Source organism: Microterricola viridarii (genome assembly GCF_900104895.1).
GTDB lineage: Bacteria > Actinomycetota > Actinomycetes > Actinomycetales > Microbacteriaceae > Microterricola > Microterricola viridarii.
Map to the genome: position 1 here is coordinate 1,815,861 of NZ_LT629742.1, position 24,868 is coordinate 1,840,728.

31 protein-coding genes are annotated in these 24,868 nt (G+C 61.9%); 14 read left to right on the top strand and 17 right to left on the bottom strand.

Going from position 1 to position 24,868, the window contains the following annotated elements; translation table 11 throughout:
* Nucleotides 1-4 precede the first annotated feature (4 nt).
* Together BLT62_RS08220 and BLT62_RS08225 are read right to left on the bottom strand one after the other, a co-directional pair.
* A complete protein-coding gene (locus BLT62_RS08220) occupies nt 5-1,456 on the bottom strand; it encodes an FGGY-family carbohydrate kinase (RefSeq protein ID WP_083363611.1) in 1,452 nt (483 codons plus the stop codon).
* Nucleotides 1,453-2,505, bottom strand: a complete 1,053-nt coding sequence (locus BLT62_RS08225) for a 1-phosphofructokinase family hexose kinase (protein ID WP_083363612.1) — start codon at nt 2,503-2,505, stop codon at nt 1,453-1,455. Before BLT62_RS08225 ends, BLT62_RS08220 begins: the two co-directional genes overlap by 4 nt.
* Before the next feature lie 185 nt (nt 2,506-2,690).
* Between BLT62_RS08225 and BLT62_RS08230 the strand changes: the two genes are divergently transcribed.
* The 10 genes from BLT62_RS08230 to BLT62_RS17640 all read left to right on the top strand — a co-directional run bounded on the left by BLT62_RS08230 (nt 2,691) and on the right by BLT62_RS17640 (nt 10,260).
* Nucleotides 2,691-3,476 (top strand): DeoR/GlpR family DNA-binding transcription regulator, encoded by a 786-nt coding sequence (locus tag BLT62_RS08230; RefSeq protein ID WP_083363613.1) that lies wholly within the window; start codon nt 2,691-2,693, stop codon nt 3,474-3,476.
* Between the two features lie 204 nt (nt 3,477-3,680).
* The gene (gene solA / locus BLT62_RS08235; RefSeq protein WP_083363614.1) at nt 3,681-4,841 is read left to right on the top strand and encodes an N-methyl-L-tryptophan oxidase; all 1,161 of its coding nucleotides are present in this window, start codon (nt 3,681-3,683) and stop codon (nt 4,839-4,841) included.
* Entirely contained in the window at nt 4,838-5,722 is an 885-nt protein-coding gene (locus tag BLT62_RS08240; protein ID WP_083363615.1) for an ABC transporter substrate-binding protein, read from the top strand. Before solA ends, BLT62_RS08240 begins: the two co-directional genes overlap by 4 nt.
* A 42-nt stretch (nt 5,723-5,764) precedes the next feature.
* Entirely contained in the window at nt 5,765-6,550 is a 786-nt protein-coding gene (locus BLT62_RS08245) for an amino acid ABC transporter permease (RefSeq protein ID WP_083363616.1), read from the top strand.
* Entirely contained in the window at nt 6,543-7,412 is an 870-nt protein-coding gene (locus BLT62_RS08250) for an amino acid ABC transporter ATP-binding protein (RefSeq protein ID WP_083363617.1), read from the top strand. Before BLT62_RS08245 ends, BLT62_RS08250 begins: the two co-directional genes overlap by 8 nt.
* 108 nt (nt 7,413-7,520) lie before the next feature.
* On the top strand, nt 7,521-8,609 hold the full coding sequence (locus tag BLT62_RS08255) for a Gfo/Idh/MocA family oxidoreductase (protein WP_083363618.1): 1,089 nt from the start codon (nt 7,521-7,523) through the stop codon (nt 8,607-8,609).
* Between the two features lie 215 nt (nt 8,610-8,824).
* Nucleotides 8,825-9,265 (top strand): hypothetical protein, encoded by a 441-nt coding sequence (locus BLT62_RS08260; RefSeq protein WP_156786284.1) that lies wholly within the window; start codon nt 8,825-8,827, stop codon nt 9,263-9,265.
* A gap of 65 nt (nt 9,266-9,330) precedes the next feature.
* The gene (locus BLT62_RS08265) at nt 9,331-9,582 is read left to right on the top strand and encodes a hypothetical protein (RefSeq protein ID WP_083363620.1); all 252 of its coding nucleotides are present in this window, start codon (nt 9,331-9,333) and stop codon (nt 9,580-9,582) included.
* Between the two features lie 108 nt (nt 9,583-9,690).
* Nucleotides 9,691-10,008 carry a hypothetical protein gene (locus tag BLT62_RS08270; RefSeq protein ID WP_083363621.1) on the top strand — a complete coding sequence of 106 codons (318 nt, stop codon included), beginning with the start codon at nt 9,691-9,693 and terminating at the stop codon, nt 10,006-10,008.
* Nucleotides 10,009-10,035: 27 nt separating this feature from the next.
* Nucleotides 10,036-10,260 (top strand): hypothetical protein, encoded by a 225-nt coding sequence (locus BLT62_RS17640; RefSeq protein ID WP_156786285.1) that lies wholly within the window; start codon nt 10,036-10,038, stop codon nt 10,258-10,260.
* Between the two features lie 10 nt (nt 10,261-10,270).
* Here BLT62_RS17640 and BLT62_RS08275 read toward each other — a convergent pair whose 3' ends face one another.
* From BLT62_RS08275 to BLT62_RS18325, 4 genes are all read right to left on the bottom strand, one after another.
* Nucleotides 10,271-10,837, bottom strand: a complete 567-nt coding sequence (locus BLT62_RS08275; RefSeq protein WP_083363622.1) for a zeta toxin family protein — start codon at nt 10,835-10,837, stop codon at nt 10,271-10,273.
* A gap of 3 nt (nt 10,838-10,840) precedes the next feature.
* The gene (locus BLT62_RS08280; RefSeq protein WP_083363623.1) at nt 10,841-11,407 is read right to left on the bottom strand and encodes a TA system antitoxin ParD family protein; all 567 of its coding nucleotides are present in this window, start codon (nt 11,405-11,407) and stop codon (nt 10,841-10,843) included.
* A 196-nt stretch (nt 11,408-11,603) separates the two neighbouring features.
* Entirely contained in the window at nt 11,604-12,515 is a 912-nt protein-coding gene (locus BLT62_RS08285; RefSeq protein ID WP_231919401.1) for a DUF4352 domain-containing protein, read from the bottom strand.
* A gap of 71 nt (nt 12,516-12,586) precedes the next feature.
* Nucleotides 12,587-12,709: a hypothetical protein gene (locus BLT62_RS18325; RefSeq protein ID WP_269457801.1), complete on the bottom strand. Its 123-nt coding sequence runs from the start codon at nt 12,707-12,709 to the stop codon at nt 12,587-12,589.
* Nucleotides 12,710-13,857: 1,148 nt separating this feature from the next.
* Here BLT62_RS18325 and BLT62_RS08290 point away from each other — a divergent pair.
* From BLT62_RS08290 to BLT62_RS08310, 4 genes are all read left to right on the top strand, one after another.
* Nucleotides 13,858-14,481 (top strand): hypothetical protein, encoded by a 624-nt coding sequence (locus BLT62_RS08290; protein WP_156786286.1) that lies wholly within the window; start codon nt 13,858-13,860, stop codon nt 14,479-14,481.
* Nucleotides 14,482-14,703: 222 nt separating this feature from the next.
* Nucleotides 14,704-15,003, top strand: a complete 300-nt coding sequence (locus BLT62_RS08295) for a hypothetical protein (protein WP_083363625.1) — start codon at nt 14,704-14,706, stop codon at nt 15,001-15,003.
* Nucleotides 15,004-15,151: 148 nt separating this feature from the next.
* A complete protein-coding gene (locus tag BLT62_RS08300) occupies nt 15,152-16,357 on the top strand; it encodes a Fic family protein (protein ID WP_231919402.1) in 1,206 nt (401 codons plus the stop codon).
* Between the two features lie 635 nt (nt 16,358-16,992).
* A complete protein-coding gene (locus BLT62_RS08310; RefSeq protein WP_172829665.1) occupies nt 16,993-17,529 on the top strand; it encodes a DUF1643 domain-containing protein in 537 nt (178 codons plus the stop codon).
* A 24-nt stretch (nt 17,530-17,553) separates the two neighbouring features.
* On the opposite strand, the gene BLT62_RS18115 is transcribed toward BLT62_RS08310, so the two are convergent.
* From BLT62_RS18115 to BLT62_RS08360, 11 genes are all read right to left on the bottom strand, one after another.
* A complete protein-coding gene (locus BLT62_RS18115) occupies nt 17,554-18,072 on the bottom strand; it encodes a hypothetical protein (RefSeq protein WP_083363629.1) in 519 nt (172 codons plus the stop codon).
* 208 nt (nt 18,073-18,280) lie between these two features.
* Nucleotides 18,281-19,087, bottom strand: coding sequence for a hypothetical protein (locus tag BLT62_RS08320; RefSeq protein ID WP_083363630.1), 807 nt, complete (start codon nt 19,085-19,087; stop codon nt 18,281-18,283).
* A 109-nt stretch (nt 19,088-19,196) separates the two neighbouring features.
* Nucleotides 19,197-19,862, bottom strand: a complete 666-nt coding sequence (locus BLT62_RS08325) for a helix-turn-helix domain-containing protein (RefSeq protein WP_156786287.1) — start codon at nt 19,860-19,862, stop codon at nt 19,197-19,199.
* 107 nt (nt 19,863-19,969) lie between these two features.
* On the bottom strand, nt 19,970-20,323 hold the full coding sequence (locus BLT62_RS08330; protein ID WP_083363632.1) for a hypothetical protein: 354 nt from the start codon (nt 20,321-20,323) through the stop codon (nt 19,970-19,972).
* A gap of 34 nt (nt 20,324-20,357) precedes the next feature.
* A complete protein-coding gene (locus tag BLT62_RS08335; protein WP_083363633.1) occupies nt 20,358-20,708 on the bottom strand; it encodes a hypothetical protein in 351 nt (116 codons plus the stop codon).
* Nucleotides 20,708-21,256 (bottom strand): hypothetical protein, encoded by a 549-nt coding sequence (locus BLT62_RS08340; protein WP_083363634.1) that lies wholly within the window; start codon nt 21,254-21,256, stop codon nt 20,708-20,710. Before BLT62_RS08340 ends, BLT62_RS08335 begins: the two co-directional genes overlap by 1 nt.
* On the bottom strand, nt 21,249-22,160 hold the full coding sequence (locus tag BLT62_RS08345; RefSeq protein WP_083363635.1) for a metallophosphoesterase family protein: 912 nt from the start codon (nt 22,158-22,160) through the stop codon (nt 21,249-21,251). The genes BLT62_RS08340 and BLT62_RS08345 overlap by 8 nt, the downstream gene beginning before the upstream one ends.
* A gap of 38 nt (nt 22,161-22,198) precedes the next feature.
* Nucleotides 22,199-23,080 (bottom strand): hypothetical protein, encoded by an 882-nt coding sequence (locus tag BLT62_RS17650; RefSeq protein ID WP_156786288.1) that lies wholly within the window; start codon nt 23,078-23,080, stop codon nt 22,199-22,201.
* 203 nt (nt 23,081-23,283) lie between these two features.
* Entirely contained in the window at nt 23,284-23,814 is a 531-nt protein-coding gene (locus BLT62_RS08350; protein WP_156786289.1) for a hypothetical protein, read from the bottom strand.
* Nucleotides 23,815-24,106: 292 nt separating this feature from the next.
* Nucleotides 24,107-24,274 carry a hypothetical protein gene (locus BLT62_RS17975; RefSeq protein WP_197675187.1) on the bottom strand — a complete coding sequence of 56 codons (168 nt, stop codon included), beginning with the start codon at nt 24,272-24,274 and terminating at the stop codon, nt 24,107-24,109.
* A 239-nt stretch (nt 24,275-24,513) separates the two neighbouring features.
* On the bottom strand, nt 24,514-24,747 hold the full coding sequence (locus BLT62_RS08360) for a hypothetical protein (protein ID WP_156786290.1): 234 nt from the start codon (nt 24,745-24,747) through the stop codon (nt 24,514-24,516).
* Between the last annotated feature and the right edge of the window lie 121 nt (nt 24,748-24,868).

Genomic DNA, 24,868 nt, shown 5'->3' on the forward strand with positions numbered 1-24,868 from the left:
TTTGTTATCGGATGACACGGTTGGAGGGAGTGGCTGTTCTTGCCAGCTCACGCTCGAATCGTGAAAAGAGCTTGTCGTAGTCGGCCTCAAGCGAGGCGTCGGTTGTCGTGGCATGTGATGAGGTGATGCAGTCGGTGCCGATCGTCGCGGCTCCGGCGGTAGCCCTTTGGCAGAGGAGGGCCGCGCCGAGAGCAGGAGCTTCCTCCTCGTCGGTGATGTAAAGCGGGGCAGCCGTGACGTGTCCACGCAGGTGCTGCCAGAACGGGCTCTGACAGGGGATTCCAGAAGCGATGATCCGCTCGATGGGACGATTGGTGAAGGTGACGAGCTCGCGATCGATGTGCAGCGCGGCGCAGGCGAGGCCCTCGAGGAGAGCGCGGAGAACCGTGTGTGGCGAGGATCCTGCTTTCACATTGAGTACTGAACTACTTGTGTCTCCGTCGAAACCGGGGATGATCGTCGTCCCTCGGGATCCAATCGGTTCAGCGAACAGCTTTTGATCCTCCTGTGACCGCGAGTCCTCGTCATCGATGCCGAGCAGGCCGGTCCACTGTCTGTAGAGATGACCCGAGGCAAGCTGTCGGTGGAGATAGAAATGCGTGCCATCGACGAAGCGTCCGACGCCCACCGTGGGTGGAAGCGGAAATTTCGGGAGCTCGCTCACAATCAAACAGTGTGCCTCTGACGTGCCAGCAGAGATGTAGAGCTGTCCGTCCTCGCGAACACCGTTTCCGAAGGCTCCGCAGAAGTGATCGTGGCCCGCAAGCACCACTCTCGCTGCGGGCGGCAACCCCCACTGCGCTGCCAGACCCGGATCGACGGTAGAGACCACTGAACCGGGTACCACGAGTTCAGGAAGAAGTTCGGCTTTCCATCCAGTCTGCTCGAATATCGCCCGCTGCCACTGTCCAGAGCGCACGTCGAAGAATCCGCTCCGGGAGGCGTGTGATTCATCGACGGGGTACCGGTCAATCCCTGCCAGGCGGCCGGCAACGTAGCTGTTCAGTGTCGTCACCTGCTTTATTGCGGCAACGGCGTGTTCTGTGAAAGAAGGGGACCGCGCGGAACTCAGCTGCTCAAACGCCCACGACAGTTTTGTCCAGGAGAAGGAGGGGTCGATGCCGGCGTCGAGCGCTTGTGCTTTCGCCACCGATGTGTACCACGCCGGCATCGGTCCGGCTGTAATTCCGGACGATGTGACGAGGACGACCTCTTCGCTGAGCGATGTCAGGCCGATTCCCTCGATCTCGGCTCGTTCCGCCGGGCGCAGATCGGCCAAGAGCATGCTGATGCAGTCGACGACCGTGGCGAAGACTGCCTCCGCGTCGCGGAAATCGCCCAAGTGTGTCGAGACGGTGGGCGTCGCGCTCGCGACGATACGTCGACTCGGTGAACCCGGCCGGTACAGTAATGCTTTCGTTCGGGTGGTGCCGATATCGATGCCGATGAAGGTCATCGGTCGGTTCCGGCCACACCGGAGTCCGCGAAGTCCGGCTCGTGGCGGATGACGGTGGTCCCTGCGACGAGGGTGTCCAGTTGCGGCGATGGGCCGATGTCTGGCACGAGTACCGCGGCGTTGGCGCTCGCAGCGGCCGCACCGAACTTCAGGGCGTACTCCAGTGAAGATGCGTTCGAGTAGGCGGCCACGAATGCGGCAAGGAAGGTGTCGCCCGATCCCGTCGGATTCTTCGCGACAACCGACGGCGCCGAAACCTCAAGTGCTTCGGTGCGAGATACAGCGAGGAGACCATTGGCACCGAGGGTCACGATGACTAGCTGCACTCCCGCGGCGACGATGACCCGCATGCAGTCAAACAATTGCTGGCGTGCCGCTTCCGTTGTCACTTCCTCGGGTGCATCCGGCGCGATCGCCCGGAACTCCTGCAGGTTGCATTTCACAGCCCACGGCCCGACCGACACAGCACTCACGAGTACTTCCCCCTCGGCGTCAACGATGGCGCGAGCGCCACGCTGGCGAGCAGAAGTGATGAGTCCGGCATACGTGTCGAGTGGGATCCCGCGCGGCAGACTTCCGGAGAGGACGAGGATGTCTCCGGCCTCGATATGTTCATCCAGTGCCCGACGCAGGCTTTCCGCCTCGGTTTTCGAAATTTCCGGGCCGGGCTCATTGATGACAGTCGCGAGACCGGCATGCCGGTCGACGAGCACGGTGTTAATGCGCGTCTCGCCTTCGATGGTTGTGTGGCGGTCCCGGATGCCGAGCTTTGCGCACTCGGCTCGGAGGTACTGCCCCGTCGGGCCTCCGAGGAAGCCATACAGGGTCACGTCCTGGCCGAGCCGGCGTAGAGCGCGAGCAACGATGAAGCTCTTGCCTCCAGCGCGCGGAGTGCTGACGAGGGCGCGGTTCACCTGGTGTGGACGAAAGTACTCGATCTCTTCCGTTCGATCCATTGCGGGATTCGGACCGACGACGGCAATGCGCGCCCGTGCACCGTCTGCAGAAGGCCACTCTGATACCGAACCAGTCTGATCGGATTCAGTCATTTCACCGTCCTCATGCCAACGGATGGACCGCGGCGTTGTCGAATAAGTAGCGCAAAGCAAAGCCAAGCAAACAAAGCAAAGCACAGAGATGGATAACGAGTCAAGCCAAACCGTAGACTTATCAAAAGGGGACCGCGTTGCGGCAGAACCTTTGTTAGGCCACACCGAGAAAGTAGGACACGCAGATGGAATGGAAAGAAGACGAGCGCCTTTCTGGCCCTGAGCGCCAGCGCCTGCTCCTTGAGATGGCGCGGCGGGACGGGCGCGTCGGTGTCAACTCAGCGGCCAAGGCATTGTCGGTCACTCCGGAGACGGTTCGGAAAGACCTTGACGCGCTCCAGGACGACGGCCTGATCATGCGGGTTCATGGAGGCGGATTGCCCGTTGAAACGCTTGCATACGAACCCGGTGTGACAGTGCGTACGGAGAAGTCGGCTGAAAAGGAACGGATCGGGCGCGCAGCCTTGGAGGAGATCCCCACGGGCGGCGTGATCTTCATTGAAGCCGGCTCCACGACAGCTCGCTTCGCCGAGCTCATTCCCGCCGAACTGCCAGTGACCGTGGTAACGAACTCCCTGCCGATCGCCCTCCAATTGGCGACCCGGTCCACGGCGGCGACGGTGGTCATTCTGGGTGGGCGCATCCGCCCCCTCACGCTAGGCAGTGTGGACGCGTTAGCCATTCGTAACTTCCAGGACTTGTACGTAGACGTTGCCTTTCTGGGCACGAACGGGGTCAGCGTTAAGAGAGGTTTGACGACGCCCGACATCGCCGAGGCGGAAACCAAACGCGCGGCGCTGCACTGCTCGAACCGGCGAGTCCTCCTCGCCGACCACAGCAAGGTCAATCGTGTTTCATTTTGCAGATACGGAGAGTTGAGCGAGATTGATCTTCTCCTGACGGACACAGGGCTCGAGGAGCACTTGAAAGAGGAGCTTTCGTCTGCGATCGGTCGGATCAAGCGGGTCTAATAGCTCCTCTCCGTCCTTCGCCGCAGCGCTTAGCTTTGTAACGTTCTGATTAACTCGTTTTTACTCTTGACTGCTTTTGGTTTCCTGTGATTTACTTTCGGTACTTCGCAACCGGAAGACTCCACTGGAGATTTTCTTCCTTCTACTGGGAAGTCGTCGCTCTTCGAGTTGACGCCGGAAAGCAAACGGTCTACGAGGAGCCATATGGACGCGAAAATTGGAGTAATCGGACTCGGGGCGGCAGGTAGCGCGGCGCTCTGGCGTCTGGCAGAGCGCGGTGCGGACGTACTGGGTTTCGAGCAGTATGAGGCAGGTCACGACCGGGGCTCATCTCACGGATACTCACGTGCGTTCAAGGAGGTCACTCCGCAGGGGCCTCAGGAGTCAGCACTCTCGCAGCGGGCCACCGGCTTGTGGCGCCAGCTCGAAGCCGAGAGCGGCGAATCCGTGTTGGAAATGACGGGAGGCCTCTCGATCGGTCGGCCAGATGGCTCCCTCATAACGGGGCTACAGCGGGTAAGCGCGGACACCGGCCTCGCACTCGAGTACCTGGATGCTGCTGATCTGCGCCGCCGTTTCCCGCAGCACCTACTGGCCGAAGGTGACATCGGGGTCATCGACCCGATGTCCGGCTTCCTCAAACCGGAACTGGCCATCCGTACTGAGTGGCAGCTCGCTCGTGAGAAGGGTGCGCGCGTGATCGCAGGAGAGGTGCTCGAAGTCATCCCCACCGAGAATTCGGTGCGAGTCGTCACGGCAGAGCGCACCTACGAAGTCGAAACCGCGATTATCGCGGCCGGCGCGTGGCAGAACACGCTCCTTCCCAACCTGCAGCTGTATCTGAAGCCGCGACGGGCGACGCTGTCTTGGTTCCGACCCAAGGCCGGGAGGGATTCGGCCTTCGCAGTGGGCGCCTTCCCGGTCTTCACTCACGAGTTCGGGGGTCAGACCGGTTGGGGTCTACCGTCGTTCGACAAATGGGGTGTCAAGATCGGGCTCGACTTCACCGAGGGCTACGAGATTGGCGACCCTGCGCTGAACCGGCCCGAGGTGGAAGCCTGGGAGCTGGAGAATGTGCAGGCGTTCGTGGCGGCAACGCTTCCCGACCTAGAGCCAGAGCCAACCTACTCTCGCGGTTGCATGATCACGATGACTCCAGACCAGGAGTTCAGCATCGGGATCCCCGCTGAGCATCCCCGACTCGTCGTCCTCTCGGCGTGCTCTGGCCGGGGATTCAAGATGTCCGCCGCAGTGGGCGACGTCGGAGCAGACCTTGCCCTGACCGGATCGACAACAGCAGATATCAGCACTTTTTCACCCGATCGATTCATCGACACCAACAACGAAAGAGATGTATTCGCATGAAGAAAATGACCAAAGTCAGCCTCAGTGCCGCGGTAATGGCGGTCACACTTCTCGCAGCCGCGGCGTGCTCCAGCGCACCGGCAGCCGTGGAGGAGTCCGCATCGAAACCGGACAGCAAGACCTCCCAGTTCGAGACCATCAAGCCAGGCGTCCTCACCATCGTGACGAGCAGTGACCTCACGCCGTTCGCATACATCAAGGACAATGAATGGCAGGGTGTCGACGTGGCCCTCGTCAAACATGCCGCGAAGAACCTCGGTCTGACCGTCGAGATCACGGCTCACGAATTCGACACCCTCATTCCGCTCGTGGCCGGCGGTCAAGCCGACCTCACCATGGGATCCATCGCCGACACCGATGTGCGACGTGAGACCGTTTCGTTCACGCTTCCCGACATCATCGGTAACAACGCCCTCATTGTTCCGAACGAATCCAAGATCGCGGATGAAGACGACGTGAAGGGTAAGAAGATCGGAATTTTGCAGGCGAGCCAGGCGCTCGAATACGCGGAGAAGTACTGGACAGAGTCGGAGATCGTGACTTTCCCGTCGAACAACGCGGCGAGGCTGGCGTTGTCAGGCGGCGGACTCGACGGCATCCTCGTCGATCCCCAGTCTGCCAAGCAGTTCACCGATCAGTTCCCCCTCAAGTTCGTTCTGTCCGCAGTGAACCCCGACGACCGCGGCGGCGCATGGATTCTGAATCAGGACGCCGACAAGCTGCGTGAAGCTCTCAATGAGGAGCTTCGGACCGCGCTCGAAGACGGCACGACGCAGAAGATCCTCGACAAGTGGAACCCGGCAGACAACTCGCAGCCGGTCATCGACTGGCTGACGGAGTACTACGAGGCAAACCCGTCGAACCTCTACTCGGAAGAGTAGGCCGACGGCCCACTTTGACGGACTGATCACAAGGACTCACTGATGAACATTATTGACAGCTTCTTCAACTGGGATCAGATATTGGCGGTCCTTCCCGACCTGATTTTGATCGGGCTACCGAATACGCTGATCCTGGCCTTCAGCGCGATGGTCCTGGGCACGTTCATCGGTATTCTGATCGCCCTTGCCAGCGTGTCCAAGCGAAAGCTCCTGCGCATCCCGGCACGGATCTACGTGGATCTGCTCCGCGGGCTTCCGGTCATCTTGACGATCTTCCTTCTCGGACAGGGTTTGCCCCTGATCGGGTTGCGGATCTTTGGAACCAGCTCATATCCGTATGGGGTCATCACTCTCGGACTGATTGCGGGTGCCTACATCGCCGAGATATTCCGGTCGGGGATCGAGGCGCTGCCAGGCGGGCAGTTAGAGGCTGCGCGGGCGTTGGGCATGTCGCACGGCAAGGCCATGCGGCTCATCGTCATTCCGCAGGGAGTGAGAAACACACTGCCCGCGCTGACGAACCAGTTCATTGCGACGATCAAGGATTCGAGTCTTGTATACCTGCTCGGGTTCACCATCTACGAGCGGGAACTGTACCGCATCGGTCAGGATGCCGCGCAGCAGACGGGCAACCTATCCGCGCTGGTCGCAGCAGGCATCATGTACCTGATCATCACCATCCCGCTGACATACATCGTGAACTACATGGACAAACGGTTCAAGACCGGCCGCCGACCGGAGACCATGATGACCGGGGAGGCCGAAGCGGCGAACCTGTCCGCACCGATTCTTCGGTCGACCGTGGCAGGCAGGGTACCCAATGAGTGAGCGTAACCAATCCATGACGGTTATTGAGGAGGCAAATGAAATGACCGACCTGCCACTGCACAGTAGCAAGCATCGCGAGTCGTCAAGCGAAGTACCAGCGGTCTCCGTGGCGGTCGTTTCGGGCAATGCGGGTGCCGGAAGCGTGCGGGTCGAAGGAGTCCGTAAGTGCTTCGGCCCAGTCGAGGTGCTCAAAGGAATCGACCTGCGTGTGGCTCCTGGGGAGGTTGTCTGTATCATCGGCCCTTCCGGATCCGGCAAGTCGACGCTACTCCGCGTGATCAACCGTCTTGAGGAGCCCGATGGTGGTCGGGTCTTTATCGATGACGAGGAGATCACCGGCAAAGGCGTTGATATCAACGCCGTCCGCAGCCGGCTGGGAATGGTGTTCCAGAACTTCAACCTTTTCCCGCACATGACCGTCCTGGCGAACGTCACCATCGCACTCCGACAGGTGAAAGGCATCAGCAAAGCGGAGGCCGAGCGGATCGCTCGCGACCGCCTGGAGGACGTTGGGCTCGCCGAGAAGGCGAATTCACGACCGGCCCAGCTTTCGGGCGGGCAGCAGCAGCGAGTGGCCATTGCCCGTGCACTCGCAATGCAGCCCGAACTCATGTTGTTCGACGAGGTCACATCGGCCCTCGACCCCGAGCTCGTCAAAGGTGTGCTTGACGTCATGACGAACCTCGCAAAAGGTGGCATGACCATGGTCGTCGTCACTCATGAAATGGGATTCGCGCGGAGAGTGGCAGACCGAGTGGTTTTCATGGACCAGGGGAAGGTCGTCGAGGCGGGAAGCCCCGAGCAGCTCTTCGACGACCCACAGTCGGATCGGCTCAAGAAGTTCCTCGCCGAGGTTCTCTAGAGCGGCGCGTGAAGCCTGTGGCCTGGACGGACTGGTCGACGAAGATCGACCAGCCCGTTCTGGCCCGATCTGCGCGTTGTTTCTGCTCTCACCTACGGTAAGGATCTCATGCCCGCTGACTCGCGCATCGTTTTCGCAATCGTCGGCAGCGGCTGGCGAGCGGAGTTCTATCTCCGCGTAGCCCAAGCGTTACCCAACCGGTTCGAAGTTTGCGGCGTGGTGGCGCGTACCGAAGAGCGCCGCGCCGAGATCGTCGGGAGCTGGCACGTGCCAGCATTCGCGACAATCGATGATTTGTTGCGCGCGCGGACGCCCGATTTCGTCGTGGTAGCTGTGGTCCGCCCTGCAGCTCCCGGTATCGTCGAAGACCTTGCGGGACGAGGAGTCCCGGTTCTCGGTGAAACCCCACCGGCGGCCGATATGCCAGCCCTGGAACGCTTGCACCAGCTCAATCGTCGTGGTTCACGCATCCAGGTAGCCGAGCAGTACCACCTCCAACCGATGCTGCTCGCTCAGCTTGCGATCGCGAAATCAGGGGAGCTCGGCATGGTGAGCCAGGCTTCCCTGTCGATCTGTCATGACCATCATGCGGTCAGCCTCGTGCGGAAGTTCCTCGATGTGGGGTTCGAAAACGCGCTGATCACGGCAAACGAGTTCGTGTCGCCCCTCGTCGCGGGACCCGACAAGGTTGGGGATCCGGACGAAGAGCGGATTGTGAAATCCAGCCGGGTGACAGCTCGTCTCGAGTACGATGGCAGGCTCGGCCTTATCGATTTTGCCAAGGAACAGTACTTTTCGTGGATCCGGGCCAACCGACTGCAGGTGAGGGGAGACCGGGGCGAGATCACGGACGAGCGCGTGGCTTCACTGACAGACTTCCGCACGCCGTCGTGGTATCCGATTGAGCGTGTTGATCTGGGACACGGCACCAATCTTGAAGGTCTCACCCTACGCGGGCTGATGGCTCGCGGCCGCTGGGTCTACACGAACGACTTCGCTCCCGCCCGCCTCACCGACGACGAGCTTGCGATTGCCTCGTGCCTCGTGAAGATGTTCGAGTATGCCGGCGGTGGGGACTCGTTTTATGGATTGGCGGAAGCGGCTCAGGATCAGTACACGAATTTGGTGATCCGCAGATCCATCACTGAGAAGCGGGCGATACGCATGACAAAGCAGGTCTGGGCTCCTTCGTTCTAGAAGGGAGCCGAACTCCGTCGGCAATGTGGTCCACCGAGCAACCTCACCTTGCGTTCGCCTTGGAAAGCGCTGGAAGCGGCATGGTTGGACCTTACTGAGTGGTTCCGACGTTGGGATCTAAGTGTCGACGAGACTGTATCGCTCTGCTTCACGAACCAGCGCGCCCGCGCATGCCAGACTGGGCATTTCTAAGGGAAGGTGGGGGAATGCGCTCAATGGTGTTCGCGGCTGGGCTGTTGGTAGCCGGGGTCGCCTTGACCGGATGCAGCTCGGGGACAGCGAGTACTGCCGATGAGGCAGAATCCGTCGACAGCTCGGAGGAATCGAGTTCGGCAGAGGCGGACGAGACCGAGGGCGCGATCCATCAGGCATGGGTCGTCTTGGGCGGCGACTACACCTACGACGAACTGAAGGACGCTACGGATATTGCGCTCATGGCCGGCGGCGAGAGTTTGACTGAATCGGCCCGACGGAGTGTCTGGGACTCGATCCTTAGTGTGAAAGACGGTCTGGTGGAGAAGGGGTATCCCGGACCAGACTCGATGGTCGTGATGCAGTGCATCCCCGACTCAATCTCGTCCCGTGGTGTGGCGATCACGGAGGCAGTTGCGTACTGCTCACTCGAAACCGCGGGGATCCCAGAATCCTTGTGGTAGCGCCTTCGCTATGAGCGTCGGCCATGGGCCGGCATGACGACCGCAGAAGCCCCTAGAATCAGCGCATGATTGCACTCGCCATAATTGGATGGGAAGCCTTGGCTTGGGGGCTTTTCTACGTCACCTGGGACAACGGAGAGGGCAGCTCAACCTGGGCTTTCATTTTCGGGGCTGCTGCCTTCATCGGCCCGATCATTTTCGTCCCGATGATGTCGAAAGTGCGGCCGAGCAAAGGGACCTACGGCGACAGGATGCGCAGAGATGCCGCGCTCGAAGAGAAGAAGCGCAAGAGGCAGCAGCGTTCCACCATTAATTGATGGACTGCAGCTGTTCCATTTTTGTTGAGTTCTCGACAAATGGAACAGATGTGTTCCATAGGAGCTCTTGCGCTTCGCCACGGCGAAACGTCGCAAAGCGTTGAACCCATGGCCACCCTCACCCCGGAGCCGCGCACAGCGCAGCGGGAGATCGTTGGCATGCTGTCCCTCAAGGGCGACATGTGGTTCCAGCCCAACGGCGAGTTCTGCATCTCGCGAGACCAGCAGGCGTCCGCGGAGCGGGGCGCGGGGATTCCGGGAGTCAGCAAGTACTTCGACACGTTGGAGATTCCGTATGTCGTTCGAGTCGAGCGTCAGACCGTCGGGAAGCGGAACATGTCGGGATTCACGCTGGCGGTGCGTTGGGACGATCCTCCCTCGCTCACACGCATCGACGACGTTCGGGCAGAGATCGAGGCGGCTTAACGGCCGCCGAGCAGTAACCTTGGCGGCATGGCCATGAATGAGGCGAAGTGGATGCGCTATCTCATCGACGCCATCTTCGTGCTCGGTGTAACGGGCGCGGTTCCCTCAGGTAGCAAGCATCCGGGGCCATGGGTCACGGCGCAGCGCGAAGCCGCTCGGAGCGGTCGGAGCTGGATGAATAGCAAGCGGCAAGCCCTGCTTGATGAGCAGTTGCCGGGATGGCGGGAGTCGCAGCCGCGATCACACGGCTGATCCGCAGCACTCAGGCGGTGAGTTCCGCCGGCGCCCAGGCTGGCCACGAGGGCGTGCCGATGAGCAGACCGTTCTGGTAGGACGCGGCGGGGCGGAAAGGTTCTCTGGCGGAGCTGTTGTCGAAGAATGTCGTGGTGTGTGCCTTAGTACGGGCCTTCGCGACGTACCCCCACAAGCGTTCGTAGCGCTCGCGGATCTTGTGTTCGGGCACGCGATGACCGCCGTCCTTCACGCGCTCGTGGACTCGGTTCACTGCGAGTTCGACGGGAACAAGGATTACGTGTAGTTCGACGAGGTATCCGAGATCGACTGCCTCGGTGACGAGCTCGAGTTTGCTGATGTGGCTGAACACGGTCTCAGTGATGAAGGATGAGCGGTTTGCCATCAATTCTGCGCGTTCGTCAGCTGCCGCCATAGAGGCATCGCCCGCATGCTCGGCCTGTGCATCCGGCCAGCGTTCCGCTGCGATCATGTCGGCGTTCACAAAAGGCAGTTTGGTTGTCGGGTCGAGAAGGTGGGAGACGTAGGTGGACTTTCCTGCGCCGTTCGGCCCGGCGAGGAGGTAGAGGATAGGCAAGTGTTACGAGTTGCTTCTCGCGCGCGCAGACGTCGGCGCGCCTGCGTCTTTCACCACGATGGTGACTTTCGATGCACTTGCGTTACGCAAGGCCCTCGATGCGGCCGAGGCTTTCACCACGCGTATCGTTCCCGATGCGCTCTTCTGCCTCGAACCGCGTGTAGCCTTTGCGGCGCCTGTGGCCTTCGGTTCTGCTTTGAGGGCTGCTTCCGCGACGCTGCCGTGCTTGACGACTCGTCCCTGGGCATCGGCCTCGGTCCATGATCGACCAGCTCTCGTGAATTCCTCGGCGAAGTTGAGGCTGGCGCGACGCTTCTCGATCTGCTCGTTCCAGCTCGCTCGAACCACGGCTTGGTCGCGCTCTTCGAGGTCGTCGTACTCGTAGCCGGCTTCTCCGGCGAGAACACGCTGAATGTCGCGGTGGTTCGTGCCAGGAGACGTCTCGAGCTCACGCCCGATCCGTGCCCAGTGGCTGAGCTGCTGCGTCGCACTGCGGCTTTCCAGCGCTCCAACGGATTTGGCGGCGTCGACGAGGTCGACGTCTACGCGCATGGGGGTGGTGGTGCTCATGACTCGATTGTAGCAAGTTGCTACAGTGCGTGGCCAGAGGTTGGGAGAGGCAAGGGCTCCGAGGCGGCCCGGCCTGGGTTACTGCCTGCCGAATTTGAGCAGCTATGGGTATGCGGCGAGGTGTGTGCGTGACCGGGCGCAGAAGCGCAACGCCCCCGGTGCGTCACCGGGGGCGTTGCTGCGTTGCTCGGAGAAGTTACTGGACTGCGACGAAGACCTTGTCGCCGAACATGCCCGGCGTGATGGCGAGGACGCCCTGGCCAGCGGTGTCGCTCGGGACCTCGAATGCGGTGTTGCCAGTCGCGGTGGCGTCGGTGTAGAGCGTGCTCATCGAGTCGATCGGGTCCGGCGCGGTGACGATCTTGTCGAGGCCGCTGACGGTGGTTCCGTCGGCCCGGACGTACTCGACAGAGACGAAGGCGGGCATCTGGCCATCAGCGTCGTCACCGATGTAGGTGGCCGAGTAATTCACGATGATGTACTCGGTACCTTCGGCCGGTGCCTCGTTGAACTGGTTGGCGCCCATGACTGCGTCGGTTGCGGCGAGCGTGACCGAGTTGACGACGACGCGCCACTCGTCGTTCTCGATTACCGAGCCGATCGGGAACGGGCTCTCGCGAGTTCCGGCGTCGGCGGCGTCCTCATCAGCTGCCGCTGCCTCGTCGCCAGCAGCTGCATCATCAGACTCCTCGACAACGGTGGTCTCACCAGCGCCGAACGATTCATCGAAAGACGCTGCGACGACGGAGAAGAAGACGGCGAACCCAACGATCGTGCCGATGATGGAGAGGATCAGCGCTGTGACGCCCATCCACTTGACCTGGCCCTTGAGGAAGAGCGAGACGAGCCCCAGAACGAAAGCGATCGGCAACAGGATCCAGCCGACGATGAGGGCGCCGGGGATGCAGGCGAAGATGAAGCCGACCGCGGCTGCGATGAGCGCGATGAGGCCGATGGTGTTCCGGCGCGGCTTCTCTTTCACGGGCTGGGCCGGCGGCCCCGGCGGTGTCTGAACGGGCGCGGCGTACTCTGGCTGCGTGAGCGGCGGTTGCTGCGGCTGAGGCGTGGTCTGCTGTGGCCCGGGAGTCGGGAGCTCTGGTGTAGCCATGTCTCGGAGTATGGCAGAGTCCTGTGACTTTGCTGAAAGACACGTCGCCTATGGTTCGGTGACGTGTAAGTTCAGCCGTCGAACGCGTCGTCGACCACTGCCAGTGCGGCGCGGCTGACGTCGTCCAGATGACCCTTGCGGATCTCGTTCATCGGGGTGTCGTTCTCGCGTCCTTCGATGGCGTGCGAGCGCAATGTCAGGCATCATGAGGTCATGATCCTTGCGCAACCGGATCCGGGCATTACTGGTGGCCCGCCGACCGGGCTTCTGGGCCTCATTGCGATCGTGGGCGGAACCGCAATCGTTCTCGCGTTGGGCTGGTTGGTCCGGGAGCGACCTGCCAAACAGCAGACGCAGCAGACGCCGCAGTCCGCGAGTTCGGGATCGCGTGTCGACGGTAACCGAGGTTGGCACCCTGCACGTCAAGCGCGGGCGCGTGAGCGGAGGAAGCGCAGGATGCAGAGCAACCCCACGTACTCGGAAGTCCAGTGGCGAGCGGCCGTGCTTGCGACTTGCTGCCCACGCTGTCACGAAGGTGTCGGAGTCCCTTGCGACCACACCTTTGATCTAGGACGGGCGTCTGACGATCACCAAGAGCGGGAGAGGGCGACACCACCAGTCGGCTCTCGCCGATGAGCTGCTCGATGATCGAGTCCTGGTTGGGGGCGCACTGTCATACCGGATGCAACACCCGGGAGAACCCGCCACCAGGATGGTGACGGGCTCTCGACTGGATAGAACAGCCCAGTCCACCACTCGCGAGTGAATGTGATGACTGCGTGGAGAGCCGCCTTATCAGCAGTCGTCACGGACCCAGGTTCCGCATGCGCGGCATCCGTGCACGTCGTCGGTCGCCTCGCCTGTCGTTGCAGCTCGACTCCTTGTCACGATGCGGGCCAGTGCCGCTTGGAGCTCCTGTTCGGCACCTTCGGCGCTGAGGTCACCGGAGCGCCTTCAGCCGTGATGTGGTCCCCGTGCGATTGCCCCAGCGTTAGTGCCAGCTTTCAGGACAGAGGGGCTCGCAGCCCGCGCCGGGCCAGCGGGCTCGATGTGTTCGCGTGGGGAGAGTGTGGTGCGAGGCATGCGTGGGCCTTCCTGGGGATTTGGTTACGGGGTGGGCGTGAGTGTGGGCGAGGTGGGCGACTGCTCTCTGCGCCCGGCTGCCCGGTGTGTGACTCGAACTGGAGGCTGGCTGGGGTCAGGGAGTCGCCATAGGCTGAAACGCTGGGGGCGGTGTCTGGTCTAAAACCAGATCCAATCTCGGGCGGAGCGCCGCGGCCGTTGCGTCGCTGTGACGCATGAGTCGGCAATTCGCGCCCTGTCCCATCAGAAAGGAACCACCGTGCGCATTCCCGTGTCCGCTCTGCTTGCTACCGCCATTGGCTCTGTCGTTCTCCTCAGCGGCTGCACTGGCCCCGTAGAGGGTGAGATTAAGCCCAAGGCCAGCGCCGAGCCGTCTACAGAAGCCACTGCCGAGGCTACGGCCGAAGCGCCGGCCGCTAAGCCGGGCACCCGCGCCAACCCGTTCCCGGTTGGCACCGCGGGCAAGCACGCTGCCGACTCTGTGTGGACGTACAGCCTCGGCGAGACTGATTCGGATGCGTGGCCCGAGATCATGGCTGCCAATGAGTTCAACGAGGCGCCGGCCGAAGGCAACGGATACATCACCGCTCCTGTGACGGTGCAGGTTGAAGACGTCGAGGCAGTGGCCGAGGGTGCTGACCCGTGGAACTCGTTCGATGTCTCGTACGTCACCGCGTCGGGCAACACGTACGACAGCGTCACATGCTCGGTGGTGCTGCCCGCTCCCGGCGAGCTGCACAGAGTTGGCTTGATGTACGGCGGAGCGCAGGCTGAATTCCTCAACTGCGCCCAGGTTCCCACTGCGGACATTCCAGGAGGCGCCTGGGTCGTCGCCTCGATGGTGTCTGATAGCAGCGTGTTCTTCGCGGGGGCGGCTTCCTAGATGGGCGTGTCACGATCGCGGAGAGCTGTCGCCGCTGCTGCGCTTTCATTGCTCACTCTCGCCGCAGTTACTTCCTGCTCGAGTTCGACCTCGAGCTATTCGGCACCCGAGTCACCGGCTGAAGCAGCTCAAGAGCTGCGTGACCAGAACGCCGAGGCCCTGCTCACCTATGTCGAAGCAGAGAGAGCCACGCTGCCACAGGTCATCGCGCAGACTCCGGGTATGTACTCTGAGGCCCGCGTTGAAGGGACAATGGAAGACTCCAATGGCGACCGCGGTCTCCCGGCCGGGACCTATTCCGTTGTGTGGTTCTATTACACCTACGCAAATTCGGTGGACTGGCCGACTGCCACCGAATTGCTCGATGCCCAGCGTCCGGCCATCGACGAACTCTGTGATTCGGCCGTCTTTCCAGCGATGAGGGCCTCGGGTCTCTCAGGGCCGGTCAGCGCCGTGTACTCCTACGATGACGGAAGAAGCGAGTTCGGGCCGATGTGGGAACACACCTGTTCCGACTATTAGAGAGGCACGCCTGAGCTGGATCGAGCCTATCGAGGGTCGCGGAACGAGTCGCTAGTCACGTGTTGAGGTGCGCATAGCCACCACTACGCCAACAAATTATTGTGGTTAGTGGGCGTAAACACCACTTAGACGAAGTAGAATCGTGGTTATGCACATCGATGTCACCAATCAGGCTTGGCCTTCGCACGGGGTTGAGACTCTGCCCTGGCGTCAGCAGGTGCGCGGTGGCACGCGCGAAGATCGGATGCTTAGTTCGGTCGACGCGACAATCCCGCCGCTGATCAAGACGCTCGACTACGTGCCGCCGCTGCCTGTGCTGCTTGCAACTGAGAAGGCCCTCCTCGCCGTCGCCCAGGCTGATACCGATGCCGAACGTCACTCCGCGGCGCTCAGCCGCTTTATGATGCGTTCGGAATCTGTGGCCTCCTCGAAGATTGAGCGCATCACCGCAACCGCGGTTGACTACGCCAAAGCGATCGCCGGCAATCGGGGCAACGCCTCTGCGGTGAGCATGGTCGCAGCCTCGTCCGCGCTGCATGAGCTCATCACGACTGTCGATGAGTGCGGGCGCTTCGAGCTTGAGCACATCACGAGCGCGCACCGCGCGCTGATGGCCGACGACCCAGACGAGGCCAGCTACGCCGGCCTTCTGCGTGACATGCAGAACTGGATAGGCGGGAGCGACTACTCGCCCCGCGATGCTCTCCATGTGCCGCCGGCGCCCGAGCGAGTCGCTGAGCTGATGACGGATCTCGTGGCCTACCTCAACCGCGACGACGTTCCGGTGATGGTGCAGGCCGCGATCGGTCATGCCCAGTTCGAGTCGATCCACGCCTTCACCGACGGCAACGGTCGCATCGGGCGCGCGCTGGTCTCTGCTGTGCTGCGTCGTCGCGGAGTCACTCGTAATGCCGTCGTTCCGCTCGCCAGTGGTCTGCTTGCCCGCCGTGACGAGTATTTTGCATCGCTTGGCGATTACCGCCGCGGCGACCCCGCGCCGCTCATTGACCTTTTCGCGCGCTCGGCGCGTGCTGCCGCCGAGTGCTCGCGTGACACCATCGCTCGCCTGAAGGCGATGCCCGATGAGTGGGCCGCAGAGCTACGCCCACGCGCCGGGTCGGCTGCCGCCGCGCTGATTCAGGCGTTCTACGACCACCCGGTGATGAGCGCTGACGAGATCGAGACCCGTTCCGGCTCAGTTGCATCCCAGGCCTACCGCGCCATCGACCAGCTCGTCGAGAAGGGGTACCTCACGGAGATCACGGGGCGCAAGAAGAACCGTGTCTGGGCTGCGTCTGAAGTGTTGGCCGAGCTCGACGATCTCGACCGGCGCATCCAAGCCGCGATGGAGTGAGGTCCGGCTCGCGGGGCTGATCAATAGCGAATCCATCGAGGCACCAGGGCTAGTTGCTCAGCTCGCTGGGGGCTCGCTTGATTACGCCACCGTGCGCGTCTGCCTCGGTCCATGATCGCCCGGCCTGTGTGAATTCTGCGGCGAGGTCTAGTCGCGCGATGCGTTCGGTGACCTGCTCATCCCAGATTGCCCGCACTGTTGCTTGGTCTCGTTCATCGAGAGCGTCGTAGCGGATCTCATTCGCGAGCACGCGTTGGATGTCGCTCTGATTCCCGGGGGTCAAGCCTCGAGCGTAGTTACTTGTAGCGAGTGAGGCTATCGGTCGGTTCCCAGACGGAGTCGATCGCTATGCGTCGTCGATCAAGCAGTGAGCAACGCGAGCGGAACGACCGCCTCGAAGAATTCGCCGAGGCGAGTGCTGTCTCCGTTGCTGAAGCCTCCGGTTGTCGTGGCTACTTTACCTTTTGCCACCTACCTACTCTACTTTTTGCGCAGGTGCGTCCAGCTGCTGAATCCTGCGAGCATGAGCGTCGGGCATGGTCCGGTGCGACCACTTCAGAAGCCCGCTCGCCGCACTATTCGTCGGAGCGCTCTCGTCCACTATGGGATAGTCGCAGGAGCAGATGGGGGACAGCGTGGATCAGAGCCAATGGGTCTATGAGCGGGCGGCCGACGGTTCGGCGCGATTCGTGCTGGGAACGGTCGGTGAGAATCCGCTCGTCTGCTTCGGGATCAATCCGAGCACCGCGACGCCGGATGCACTGGATCGTACGGTCAAGCGCGTGAGCAGTTTCGCGGCCGACAACGGCTACGACAGCTGGACGATGCTGAACGTCTACCCGCAGATCTCTACCGACCCGAAGGGTCTCGATCGCATGCACCGGGCCGATCTCAAGGCCGAGAATGAGCGGAACATCGCGAAGGTGCTGGGTGGCCGGCCGAGCGACCAGCCGCGCACTCTCCTCGCCGCTTGGGGCGGGCTCATCGAGTCCAGGGCCTATCTGCCCATGTTGCTTCGGGACATCGTGCAGCTGACTGCGGATGCTGGTTGCGAGTGGATGTCACTGGGCCAACCGACCAAGGACGGCCACCCGCGTCATCCGCTGTATGTCCGGGGCGACACGGCTCTCCAGCCGTTCAGCGCCGATCGGTTCGTGCAAGCGTCGCTCTGACGGGCGACATACCTCGAACGCTTGTCAGGGGCGCTCGACCGGCCTAATGCCCTCATTCAGTTCGATCGGGTCGCTCGAGAAGCCGGCGGCAATCGCTGTTGCGGTCTCCCGCCAGGCGGTGAGCTCGGCGATGACGAGATGCGGCTGCTCCGTAGCGAGTGACGCTCGAGCAGCGTCGACGAGGTCCTGAGCGCACGTTGCCTGGTCCTCTGGAGACAGCTCCAGCATCCACTGGAACCGGTCAGTCATTCGTGATGCGAGAGTGCCCTCGTCGTCGAGTGTGACCGTGATGAGGCCCGCTGCCAATTGCAGCGGAGCATCGCGCTCGACCAGGAGCATCGTCCCGGCTCGATGGATGAGGTTGAAGCGGCGGCCGAGCTCAGGGCCGCCGGGAGTAGCGACTTCCACGAGCGTGTTGAACCGAATGACCTTTCCCGAGGCAGAGGGTGTCACCTCGCGCACTCGGTAGCCGGTTCCGTCGTACCTGGTGATCAGGTCACCGATTCGGACATCGGCAGCGGGGAGGTGCGCGGCTTTGCTCATGCGCCAAGCATGCCCTGTCTTACGGGTGTCGTTCTGCGTTGAACCGGCGGGCGGCGCCCTTGGTCAGTGCCCACCAGACTTCAGGGCGCTGTCGGAGCCTGAGTGAAAGGGCTGTTGAGGGGTGCGCTTGATAAAGTTATCAAGGATGGGTTCCGTTGATAACTTTATCAAGCGTGCGTCTGCCCTGAGTGGAGCGCAGTGCCGGGCGTCAGTCGAATGCCACGCGCGACTTGGTAACGAACCGCTCGAGGTCGATGCGGTAGACCACGACGCCGTGCTCCGGGCACAGCCCCAAGGTCTGGCCACGTATCCAGCCTTCGAACGCAGGCAGCCGATCACCAAGGATTGCTCGGAGCTCGTCCGAGGTGATGCCGAGGGTGCAAGCTCCGGTGTGGAACGACACAGCGAATCGCTCCATAGCGGCGACATCGTCCACGGTGAGCCCTACAGTCGGTGCCGGTTCGAACATCAAGTTCGGCACAGCGAAGATCGGGTCTTCGTCGAAGTCCGACCAAGTGCGACCGATCGCGATCTCCTCATCGTCGGCCCAGATCCATGGCTGTCCTGTGGTCTCGATCCGGGCGCGGAGGGCCGTTCGTTTCCATTCCGCAGGTACAGCGCCGCGGTATCGCGGGGGCTTCTTGGCCAGCACGAATCCTCCCGACAACTTCCCGTCGAGTGCCTGCTCGATGAACGCACGCACGTTCGGTCCCCAAGTGGTGAGCCAAGCGAGCTCGACGTTGTGGGTTCTGACGAACGCGTCGAGGGCGAGGATCACTTGAGGGTCGATGTCCACCCAGTACTTGTCGCCGTGGGCGGTGCGGATGTGACGGCGTTCAAAACCGTCAGCCGCAGGCGGCATCGCCTCCTGGAGCGACTGCCCGGTCCTGCGGTTGCGCTCCCACTGGTCAACGTCGATGGTGTTCAGCACGCCGTCGACGTCGACAGCGAGCAGGATTCCGGCGCCGGGGACTGCGTCTGAGGGCAGCAGAGTTTCATGCGGCAATTCGTTCATGGTGCTTTCACCTCGCTTTCGGGGTGTGTGGCTGAGTGCCCGGGCTCAGCTCTATGCGCGGCTGCCCGGATGGTCGATGTCGGGCTCTGTCTTCGAACTCGCCGAAGCTTCACGCAACCGTTCCAGCTGCTCGAGCGATCGCTTCGAGTCGTTCCTCCTCCGGAAGCACCCCAATGAAGGGTGACATCTGTCGCATCTCCTTCGCGTGTTCGTCGTCTGCAAGCATGACGTTGATGATGTCGCCGACCGAGGCATGCGTGAGTTCGATCCACTCATCAAGGAGGGCGTGTGCTCCGCCCACCGCGTCTGGGCGCATGCGCTCGACCTGCTCGGGAACGCGCGATATGACCGCGTCACTATCTTCGATCAGGCGCTTCGCCACGGCCCGATGAAGCTCGTACGTGACGCGCTCGATGCGATGCTGGAACGGCGCGTTCGGTCGCGGACTCACGGACCGACCAGCCGGAGCAGGCGCGAGCGGCTGGTCGGCCATTCCGATGTGCTCGTCCATCAGGGCTCGTCCTGCGGTCGAGTTCCAGGGGCTCGAGCTGGCGACAACCGTGTTGGCCATGCCAAGCGATGTGAGCACAGCGAGGAGCGAGTCGATCTTCGGGGTGCCAGTGCCGGTCTCGATGTTGCGGAGCGTCTCGCGGGTGACGTGGGCTCGGAGAGCGAGCTGTGAGGCGCTGAGCCCTTGGAGCTTGCGCCAGCGGGTGATGTTCGTGCCCAGTTCTTGGAGCATCCGGGTTCGTGCTGGTGAACGTCTCGCGACCATGGGCGCACCTCCTAATTGATAGCTGTACCTGCCGAGAGTTGGTCAAGTTGTGCGGTTTAGCTACCTTCGTAGGCTGCGCCGACTTGCGGGGAACCTTGCCGGGGCGCTCAAACGTCGAGCTCTGAGAAGAGCTCATCCAGGCCGACGTGCTCTCCGTCATCCACGGCCTTTGCGTCACGGAAGTCAGCGACGTCGCGCAGCATGTCCAGTTGTTCAAGAAGCTTGAAGTCCTCGGGACCGCGCTCGACCAGGAGCGTCGTCCCTGCTCGATGGCTGAGGTTGAAGCGGCGTCCGAGCTCGGGGCCGCCGGGCGCAGCGACTTCGACGAGGGTGCTGAACCGGATGACCTTTCCCGAGGCAGAGGGCGTCGCGTCGCGCACCCGGTAGGCGGTACCGTCATGCCGGATGATCAGGTCACCGGCTAGGACGTCTACGGCGGGGAGGTGCGTGGCTTTGCTCATGCGTTCAGCATGCACTGTTTGCTCCGGCTCAGGATCAGCCACTGAAGGAGTCGTCGACGAGGGCCTGAGCGGCGTTGCCGACTTCCTTGTACAGACCCTCGCGGATCGCGTTCACAGGCGTGTCGTAGTCGAGCCAAGGGTTGGCGCCGATGAACCAGAGGCGTGCGACATGCTCGCCCTCAGCCTCGTCGACCTTCTGCCATTGCTCATAGGCGAACGCCAGTCGACGGACTGCCTCGGCGCGCGGCGCGGGGCCACCGTCCTTCGCCCACGTGTGGGAGATCTTGGTGTCCTTTGACCCGGCGAGAGTGGCGACAAGCGTGCCGCCGAGGGCGGCGTTAAGGCGTCGGGTGAGCTCGCGGACATCGAGTCGGTCGTCGGCCACTACTCGCTCTCCAACGTCGACGCTTGAATCAAGATGCCGCCGCGGAGGAACTCGACTGGGACCTGGGCTAAATCAACCGGGGAGTTGTAGCGACTAAACGGCGGCACCCAGGGAGTCTGCTGGTTGCCGTTCCTATTGCTTACCCAGTCGGGGATCGGGAGCGAGCCAGAGTTGAGACGGTACGCGCAGAGCGCGGCGATCGCGGTGTCCCAGCGCGCCGACCCAGTCGGGGCCGGCTCGGTTAGCGTGAAACTGAATCGAGTTGCGCCGGATTCAGCTGCGAGGTTTTCGTCGAGCTGGATGAAGCGGCGGAATGCCGTGCCGTCACTGTCGACGTCGGCGCGCACGAGAGCCGCGGCAATCTCCGATGCGATGAGTGCCGCGTCGCCGGGCATTGTGGGCGCATCGCGCTCAGAAAGAAGTTCGCCCAGGCTGATCCGCTCGCCGTTATCTGATGCTTTGGCTGCGCGGTACGCAGCGACGTCGAGGTGTATTTCCCGCGGTTCGGATGAGGAATCGATCACCTCAGAGAGTTCCGGCTCAGCCATCTTTTTCCTCGATCTTTGGTCTTGTCATGAACTGGGTCTCCCAGTCTCTTGTGCGCCGAACACCTGGCGGCTTCGGTGCACCATTCAGCCATTGCCAGTCCAGAGTCGACAGTTCAAGGAGAGCGAGATTCTTGGCCTGGCCGTCACGCCCGAGCGAAACCACCTGCTGGCCAGAGACGAGTCTGGTCGCATCTGCAACATGCATGTGGCCGTGAAACAGCAGCTTCGGTGCGACTTCTTCCCAGACGCGGGTGACGAGTGCACGCGACTGGATTGAGTACTCGAGCGCTTTTGGGCTCCAGCGCATCGGGTTGTTGCTGAGTACCAACTCTGTAGCTGGGGTGCCCCCGTCGATCGTTTCATGCGTGAGTAGGACATCTACAGGACCACCGCTGATGGCATGCAGTACGTCCTGTTCCGTCGGCAACTCACCGGGGAACCAGTCGATACCCGGTTTCCGCAAATCGAAGTCGACGGAGGCTGCACCGCCGAATGAAACGAGTATCCGGTTGCCAATCTCGAATCGGTAGCCGCGGGGGAGCACCTCAACTGTCGTGCTCAGCTCTACCGGCTTGCCCGGCTGCGCACTGAACTCTCTGTCGAGCCAATCCCAGTCCTCATGGTTCCCTGGGGTTACCAGTACCCGGGCAATCCCTGCCCTGTCGCACCAGAAGTCAATGGCGTCGAGGTATTTGCGACCTCGCACGCCGGACCAGATGCCGAAATCGCCAGCGTGCAAGATCGTTCTGACGCCCGAGGTCTCGCGGGCAATCGACGGGATTGCTTTGCCGATCCAGTCGGTGTTGCCGTGCCAGTCGCCCGCCATCACCACATGAGTTTCGTCGTTCGAGAACGGCAGGGCTGTGGATTGCAGCCTGTTGCTCAAGAGTTTCTGCTCATGCATGGGCCAACCCTCGTTCAACCAGATTCCTGCGGCCACGCTTAGGTCCTCTTCGCAAAGGACCAGGAATCGCGCGAGGGCCGCGGATGGTGCTCGAGCCGAACCTCAACGGAGTGGCCGCTATCGGGCATCGAGAGTTCAAAATAGGCCCTCCCTGAGTCTCCGCGTGGTGCTTCGAAGCGATCGAGGGTGAGTTGCGGTGTGAGGTGCTTGGACATCAACTCAGTCCTCAGGAACTCGGCTTGTTCTTTGGTGACTTTTTGCTCAAATGCGATTTCGATTGCGTGGCTTGATGGCCACGCTGTTCGCCAAGTGTGGGCACTCCAAGCACCTGCAGCCCGAAAGATGCCGAGCCGTCTGAGCATTTCACTTTCGATATCTAACCCGAGGGAGAGCGGATACCTCTTCTCGAAGTCGAGCTCTTGACGAGACCAGGAGTCAGGGTGGATGTCACCTAGATAGAAGGTGTGATCGCGGGGAGCGATATCGAGGTCGCTTGGTCGTACTCTTGCAAGAATTAGCTCCGCTGAAATGCCTGGACGGTATAGACGTGTCCCTGCCGGGTGAGCGCTCATTCGAAGGCCAGGGATACCGTAAATTTCGACGTCGGACGGAGGCTCTGGCGTTGATTCGTCAACGAATTTGGGAAGGATGAGCTCGCCGACATCGCCAAGTCGAGTATCTCGGCCAAGGTGAACGGTCAGACTCGAATGGCGTGGTTCGACGCTGACGATTCCGGACGAGGATTCCTGCTCTGGAGCGGGCTCGTACCAGAGTGTACCGAGCGTGCGGAGAAAGAGGCTCTCGAGCTCTCGCTGGGCAGAGGTCGGTTCCACATAGGGTGACTCAAGGGCAACTTGATAGCTCTGGCCAGTGGCCTTCGCGCGGATCCGTACGGCACGAGTTCGTTCGGTCTGAGACATGACGCTCCTAAGTGCATAATCTGCCGACTCAGCATGCTTAGGGCGTTGGAATTCAGAACGAGAAGTGGTGACGCGAGTGCGAGCTGGAGCGCTGCTCCTTCGAGGTTGAGAGATCTAGTCGGAGATCCTCACCGCAGGGCATTCACTACGCGACCCTTGCACGATCATACATCTAGCCTGCGGTCAGGCTTGGTTGGGATTGCTCACCAGTCATCAGACTCAATAAGCTGCGTCACCTCGTTGACGTCGCCTCCGTCGCGCAGCCATTCGACCGGAGTCTTGCGCCCCTCGGCGACGAGGCTTGACTGGGGTGTCGCCACGAATGCAGCAGCAATTTGCCAATGCCATCGCGGAGAGATGACGCTGAAGATTTTGGTGAGACCGGGAAGGAGATTGGTGGGCGACGCGGCGTGGAACTGCCAAGTGGGGAAGCGAAGCCGACCTGATATTTCGACCGCGTACAGGCGACCTGCGGAAACGGCAGCGCGAACGGCGTCTTCGTTCCAGCCCAGGAAGTCGGTGACGGTCTCCATCGACTCGGTTTCGAAAAGCGCCAACAGTCGACCCTCAGCGGCGCCAAGTTGCAAGCTTCCTCGGTTCACCGATGCCGAAGTCTCGGCCCACTCTTCGGTAGTAAATGCGCCCGATTCGATCAGGAAGCGCACTTCGTTCTCGGTGAGTTTTTGCATCGACATGGGCGCCATCGCAAGAAGCATGTCAGTGAGGGCGTTCACGATGAAGGTCGAGTCGCGCCCCCGGACGGGATACCGCTTCTCCAAAGCGGCGCAGGTCACCGTCCGAGACCTGCTGGCCGGGTCCTCCTTCGATGCCGTCAGAGGTGGGTGACGTAAGGCTCATGAGCAGCAGACTAGAGCAGCTTTCTCCGCCCTGATGTTGGCGTGCAAACGAGCCGCAGGGACGTTCTCTGCGTTTCCGAGCTGCAGCTTTTGCTCAGAGACGAGGAGATATGGCTTCGGGCCGCACGTCTCTTGGAGCTCCATTTTTGAGACTTCGCTCCCAACGGATTCACAGGTTGCTGCTGGCCGCGGTGCCCGGCGGCAGTTCGTCGAGGATTCGCCCGACGGCCTTCCGCTGTCGAGGTGTCATCTCGTCGATGCTGCGCTTCTCGATCGCGATCGCCCACCACACAGTGTTCTTGATGGTGCAATTTGGGCAGGTGCGTGGAGAGACCACACCCCAAGTTCCCATGTTTGGAGGGAAGTCCCAGCCTGCCTCATAGGCGCGTTGCGACTCGAGCAATTCTTCACGTCCACACGACTCGCACCAATGCACGAATGCGTCGGTCGGGGAGTCAGAATTGCGGGCAGGGTTCATGCCTCTGACCTTAGTCGTGCCTTTCGCGATGCCAGCTGAGGAACGGTTAGAACGTGACAGATCGGCGACTGCGCAGAGCAGTCAGCCGTAGGACGGCATCAGTCGATGATTCGTTTCTGCCCGAATTGCCCTGACAGTTGCAAGCACGGGGCCACGAGGTGCAGGTTCAACGCGGCGCTAGGGTCACGCTGGTGGGTGCTGTCGCTGACTCCGACCAGGAAGTCCGCATCGCCGAAGTCGCGAGCCGCATTGCAAGCCAAGGCAGGCAGGGCAAGCAAGGCAAGCAAGGCAAGCAAGGCAAGCAAGGCAAGCAAGGCAAGCAAGGCAAGCAAGGCTTGTGTTCTTGCGCCCAATTCGGTCGTGGTCGTGGGGCAGGGCCCATCACCGCGCAGTCGGTGCCCGATGTATTTGCGACGACGCTCTGGGCCGCCTGCGCGGCGACGATGCGCACGC

Excerpts from the sequence above, each read along its gene's own strand:
- solA (WP_083363614.1), top strand. The coding sequence starts at position 3,681 with ATGGACGCGAAAATTGGAGTAATCGGACTCGGGGCGGCAGGTAGCGCG.
- BLT62_RS08285 (WP_231919401.1), bottom strand. The coding sequence starts at position 12,515 with ATGGCTACACCAGAGCTCCCGACTCCCGGGCCACAGCAGACCACGCCT.
- BLT62_RS18115 (WP_083363629.1), bottom strand. The coding sequence starts at position 18,072 with ATGAGCAAAGCCGCGCACCTCCCCGCTGCCGATGTCCGAATCGGTGAC.
- BLT62_RS08220 (WP_083363611.1), bottom strand. The coding sequence starts at position 1,456 with ATGACCTTCATCGGCATCGATATCGGCACCACCCGAACGAAAGCATTA.
- BLT62_RS08250 (WP_083363617.1), top strand. The coding sequence starts at position 6,543 with ATGAGTGAGCGTAACCAATCCATGACGGTTATTGAGGAGGCAAATGAA.
- BLT62_RS08325 (WP_156786287.1), bottom strand. The coding sequence starts at position 19,862 with ATGGTCGCGAGACGTTCACCAGCACGAACCCGGATGCTCCAAGAACTG.
- BLT62_RS08255 (WP_083363618.1), top strand. The coding sequence starts at position 7,521 with ATGCCCGCTGACTCGCGCATCGTTTTCGCAATCGTCGGCAGCGGCTGG.
- BLT62_RS08270 (WP_083363621.1), top strand. The coding sequence starts at position 9,691 with ATGGCCACCCTCACCCCGGAGCCGCGCACAGCGCAGCGGGAGATCGTT.
- BLT62_RS08320 (WP_083363630.1), bottom strand. The coding sequence starts at position 19,087 with ATGAACGAATTGCCGCATGAAACTCTGCTGCCCTCAGACGCAGTCCCC.
- BLT62_RS08225 (WP_083363612.1), bottom strand. The coding sequence starts at position 2,505 with ATGACTGAATCCGATCAGACTGGTTCGGTATCAGAGTGGCCTTCTGCA.
- BLT62_RS08245 (WP_083363616.1), top strand. The coding sequence starts at position 5,765 with ATGAACATTATTGACAGCTTCTTCAACTGGGATCAGATATTGGCGGTC.
- BLT62_RS08330 (WP_083363632.1), bottom strand. The coding sequence starts at position 20,323 with ATGAGCAAAGCCACGCACCTCCCCGCCGTAGACGTCCTAGCCGGTGAC.
- BLT62_RS08265 (WP_083363620.1), top strand. The coding sequence starts at position 9,331 with ATGATTGCACTCGCCATAATTGGATGGGAAGCCTTGGCTTGGGGGCTT.
- BLT62_RS08340 (WP_083363634.1), bottom strand. The coding sequence starts at position 21,256 with ATGGCTGAGCCGGAACTCTCTGAGGTGATCGATTCCTCATCCGAACCG.
- BLT62_RS08260 (WP_156786284.1), top strand. The coding sequence starts at position 8,825 with ATGGTGTTCGCGGCTGGGCTGTTGGTAGCCGGGGTCGCCTTGACCGGA.
- BLT62_RS08300 (WP_231919402.1), top strand. The coding sequence starts at position 15,152 with ATGCACATCGATGTCACCAATCAGGCTTGGCCTTCGCACGGGGTTGAG.
- BLT62_RS17640 (WP_156786285.1), top strand. The coding sequence starts at position 10,036 with ATGGCCATGAATGAGGCGAAGTGGATGCGCTATCTCATCGACGCCATC.
- BLT62_RS08280 (WP_083363623.1), bottom strand. The coding sequence starts at position 11,407 with ATGAGCACCACCACCCCCATGCGCGTAGACGTCGACCTCGTCGACGCC.
- BLT62_RS08240 (WP_083363615.1), top strand. The coding sequence starts at position 4,838 with ATGAAGAAAATGACCAAAGTCAGCCTCAGTGCCGCGGTAATGGCGGTC.
- BLT62_RS17650 (WP_156786288.1), bottom strand. The coding sequence starts at position 23,080 with ATGTCTCAGACCGAACGAACTCGTGCCGTACGGATCCGCGCGAAGGCC.
- BLT62_RS08295 (WP_083363625.1), top strand. The coding sequence starts at position 14,704 with ATGTACTCTGAGGCCCGCGTTGAAGGGACAATGGAAGACTCCAATGGC.
- BLT62_RS08345 (WP_083363635.1), bottom strand. The coding sequence starts at position 22,160 with ATGCATGAGCAGAAACTCTTGAGCAACAGGCTGCAATCCACAGCCCTG.
- BLT62_RS08230 (WP_083363613.1), top strand. The coding sequence starts at position 2,691 with ATGGAATGGAAAGAAGACGAGCGCCTTTCTGGCCCTGAGCGCCAGCGC.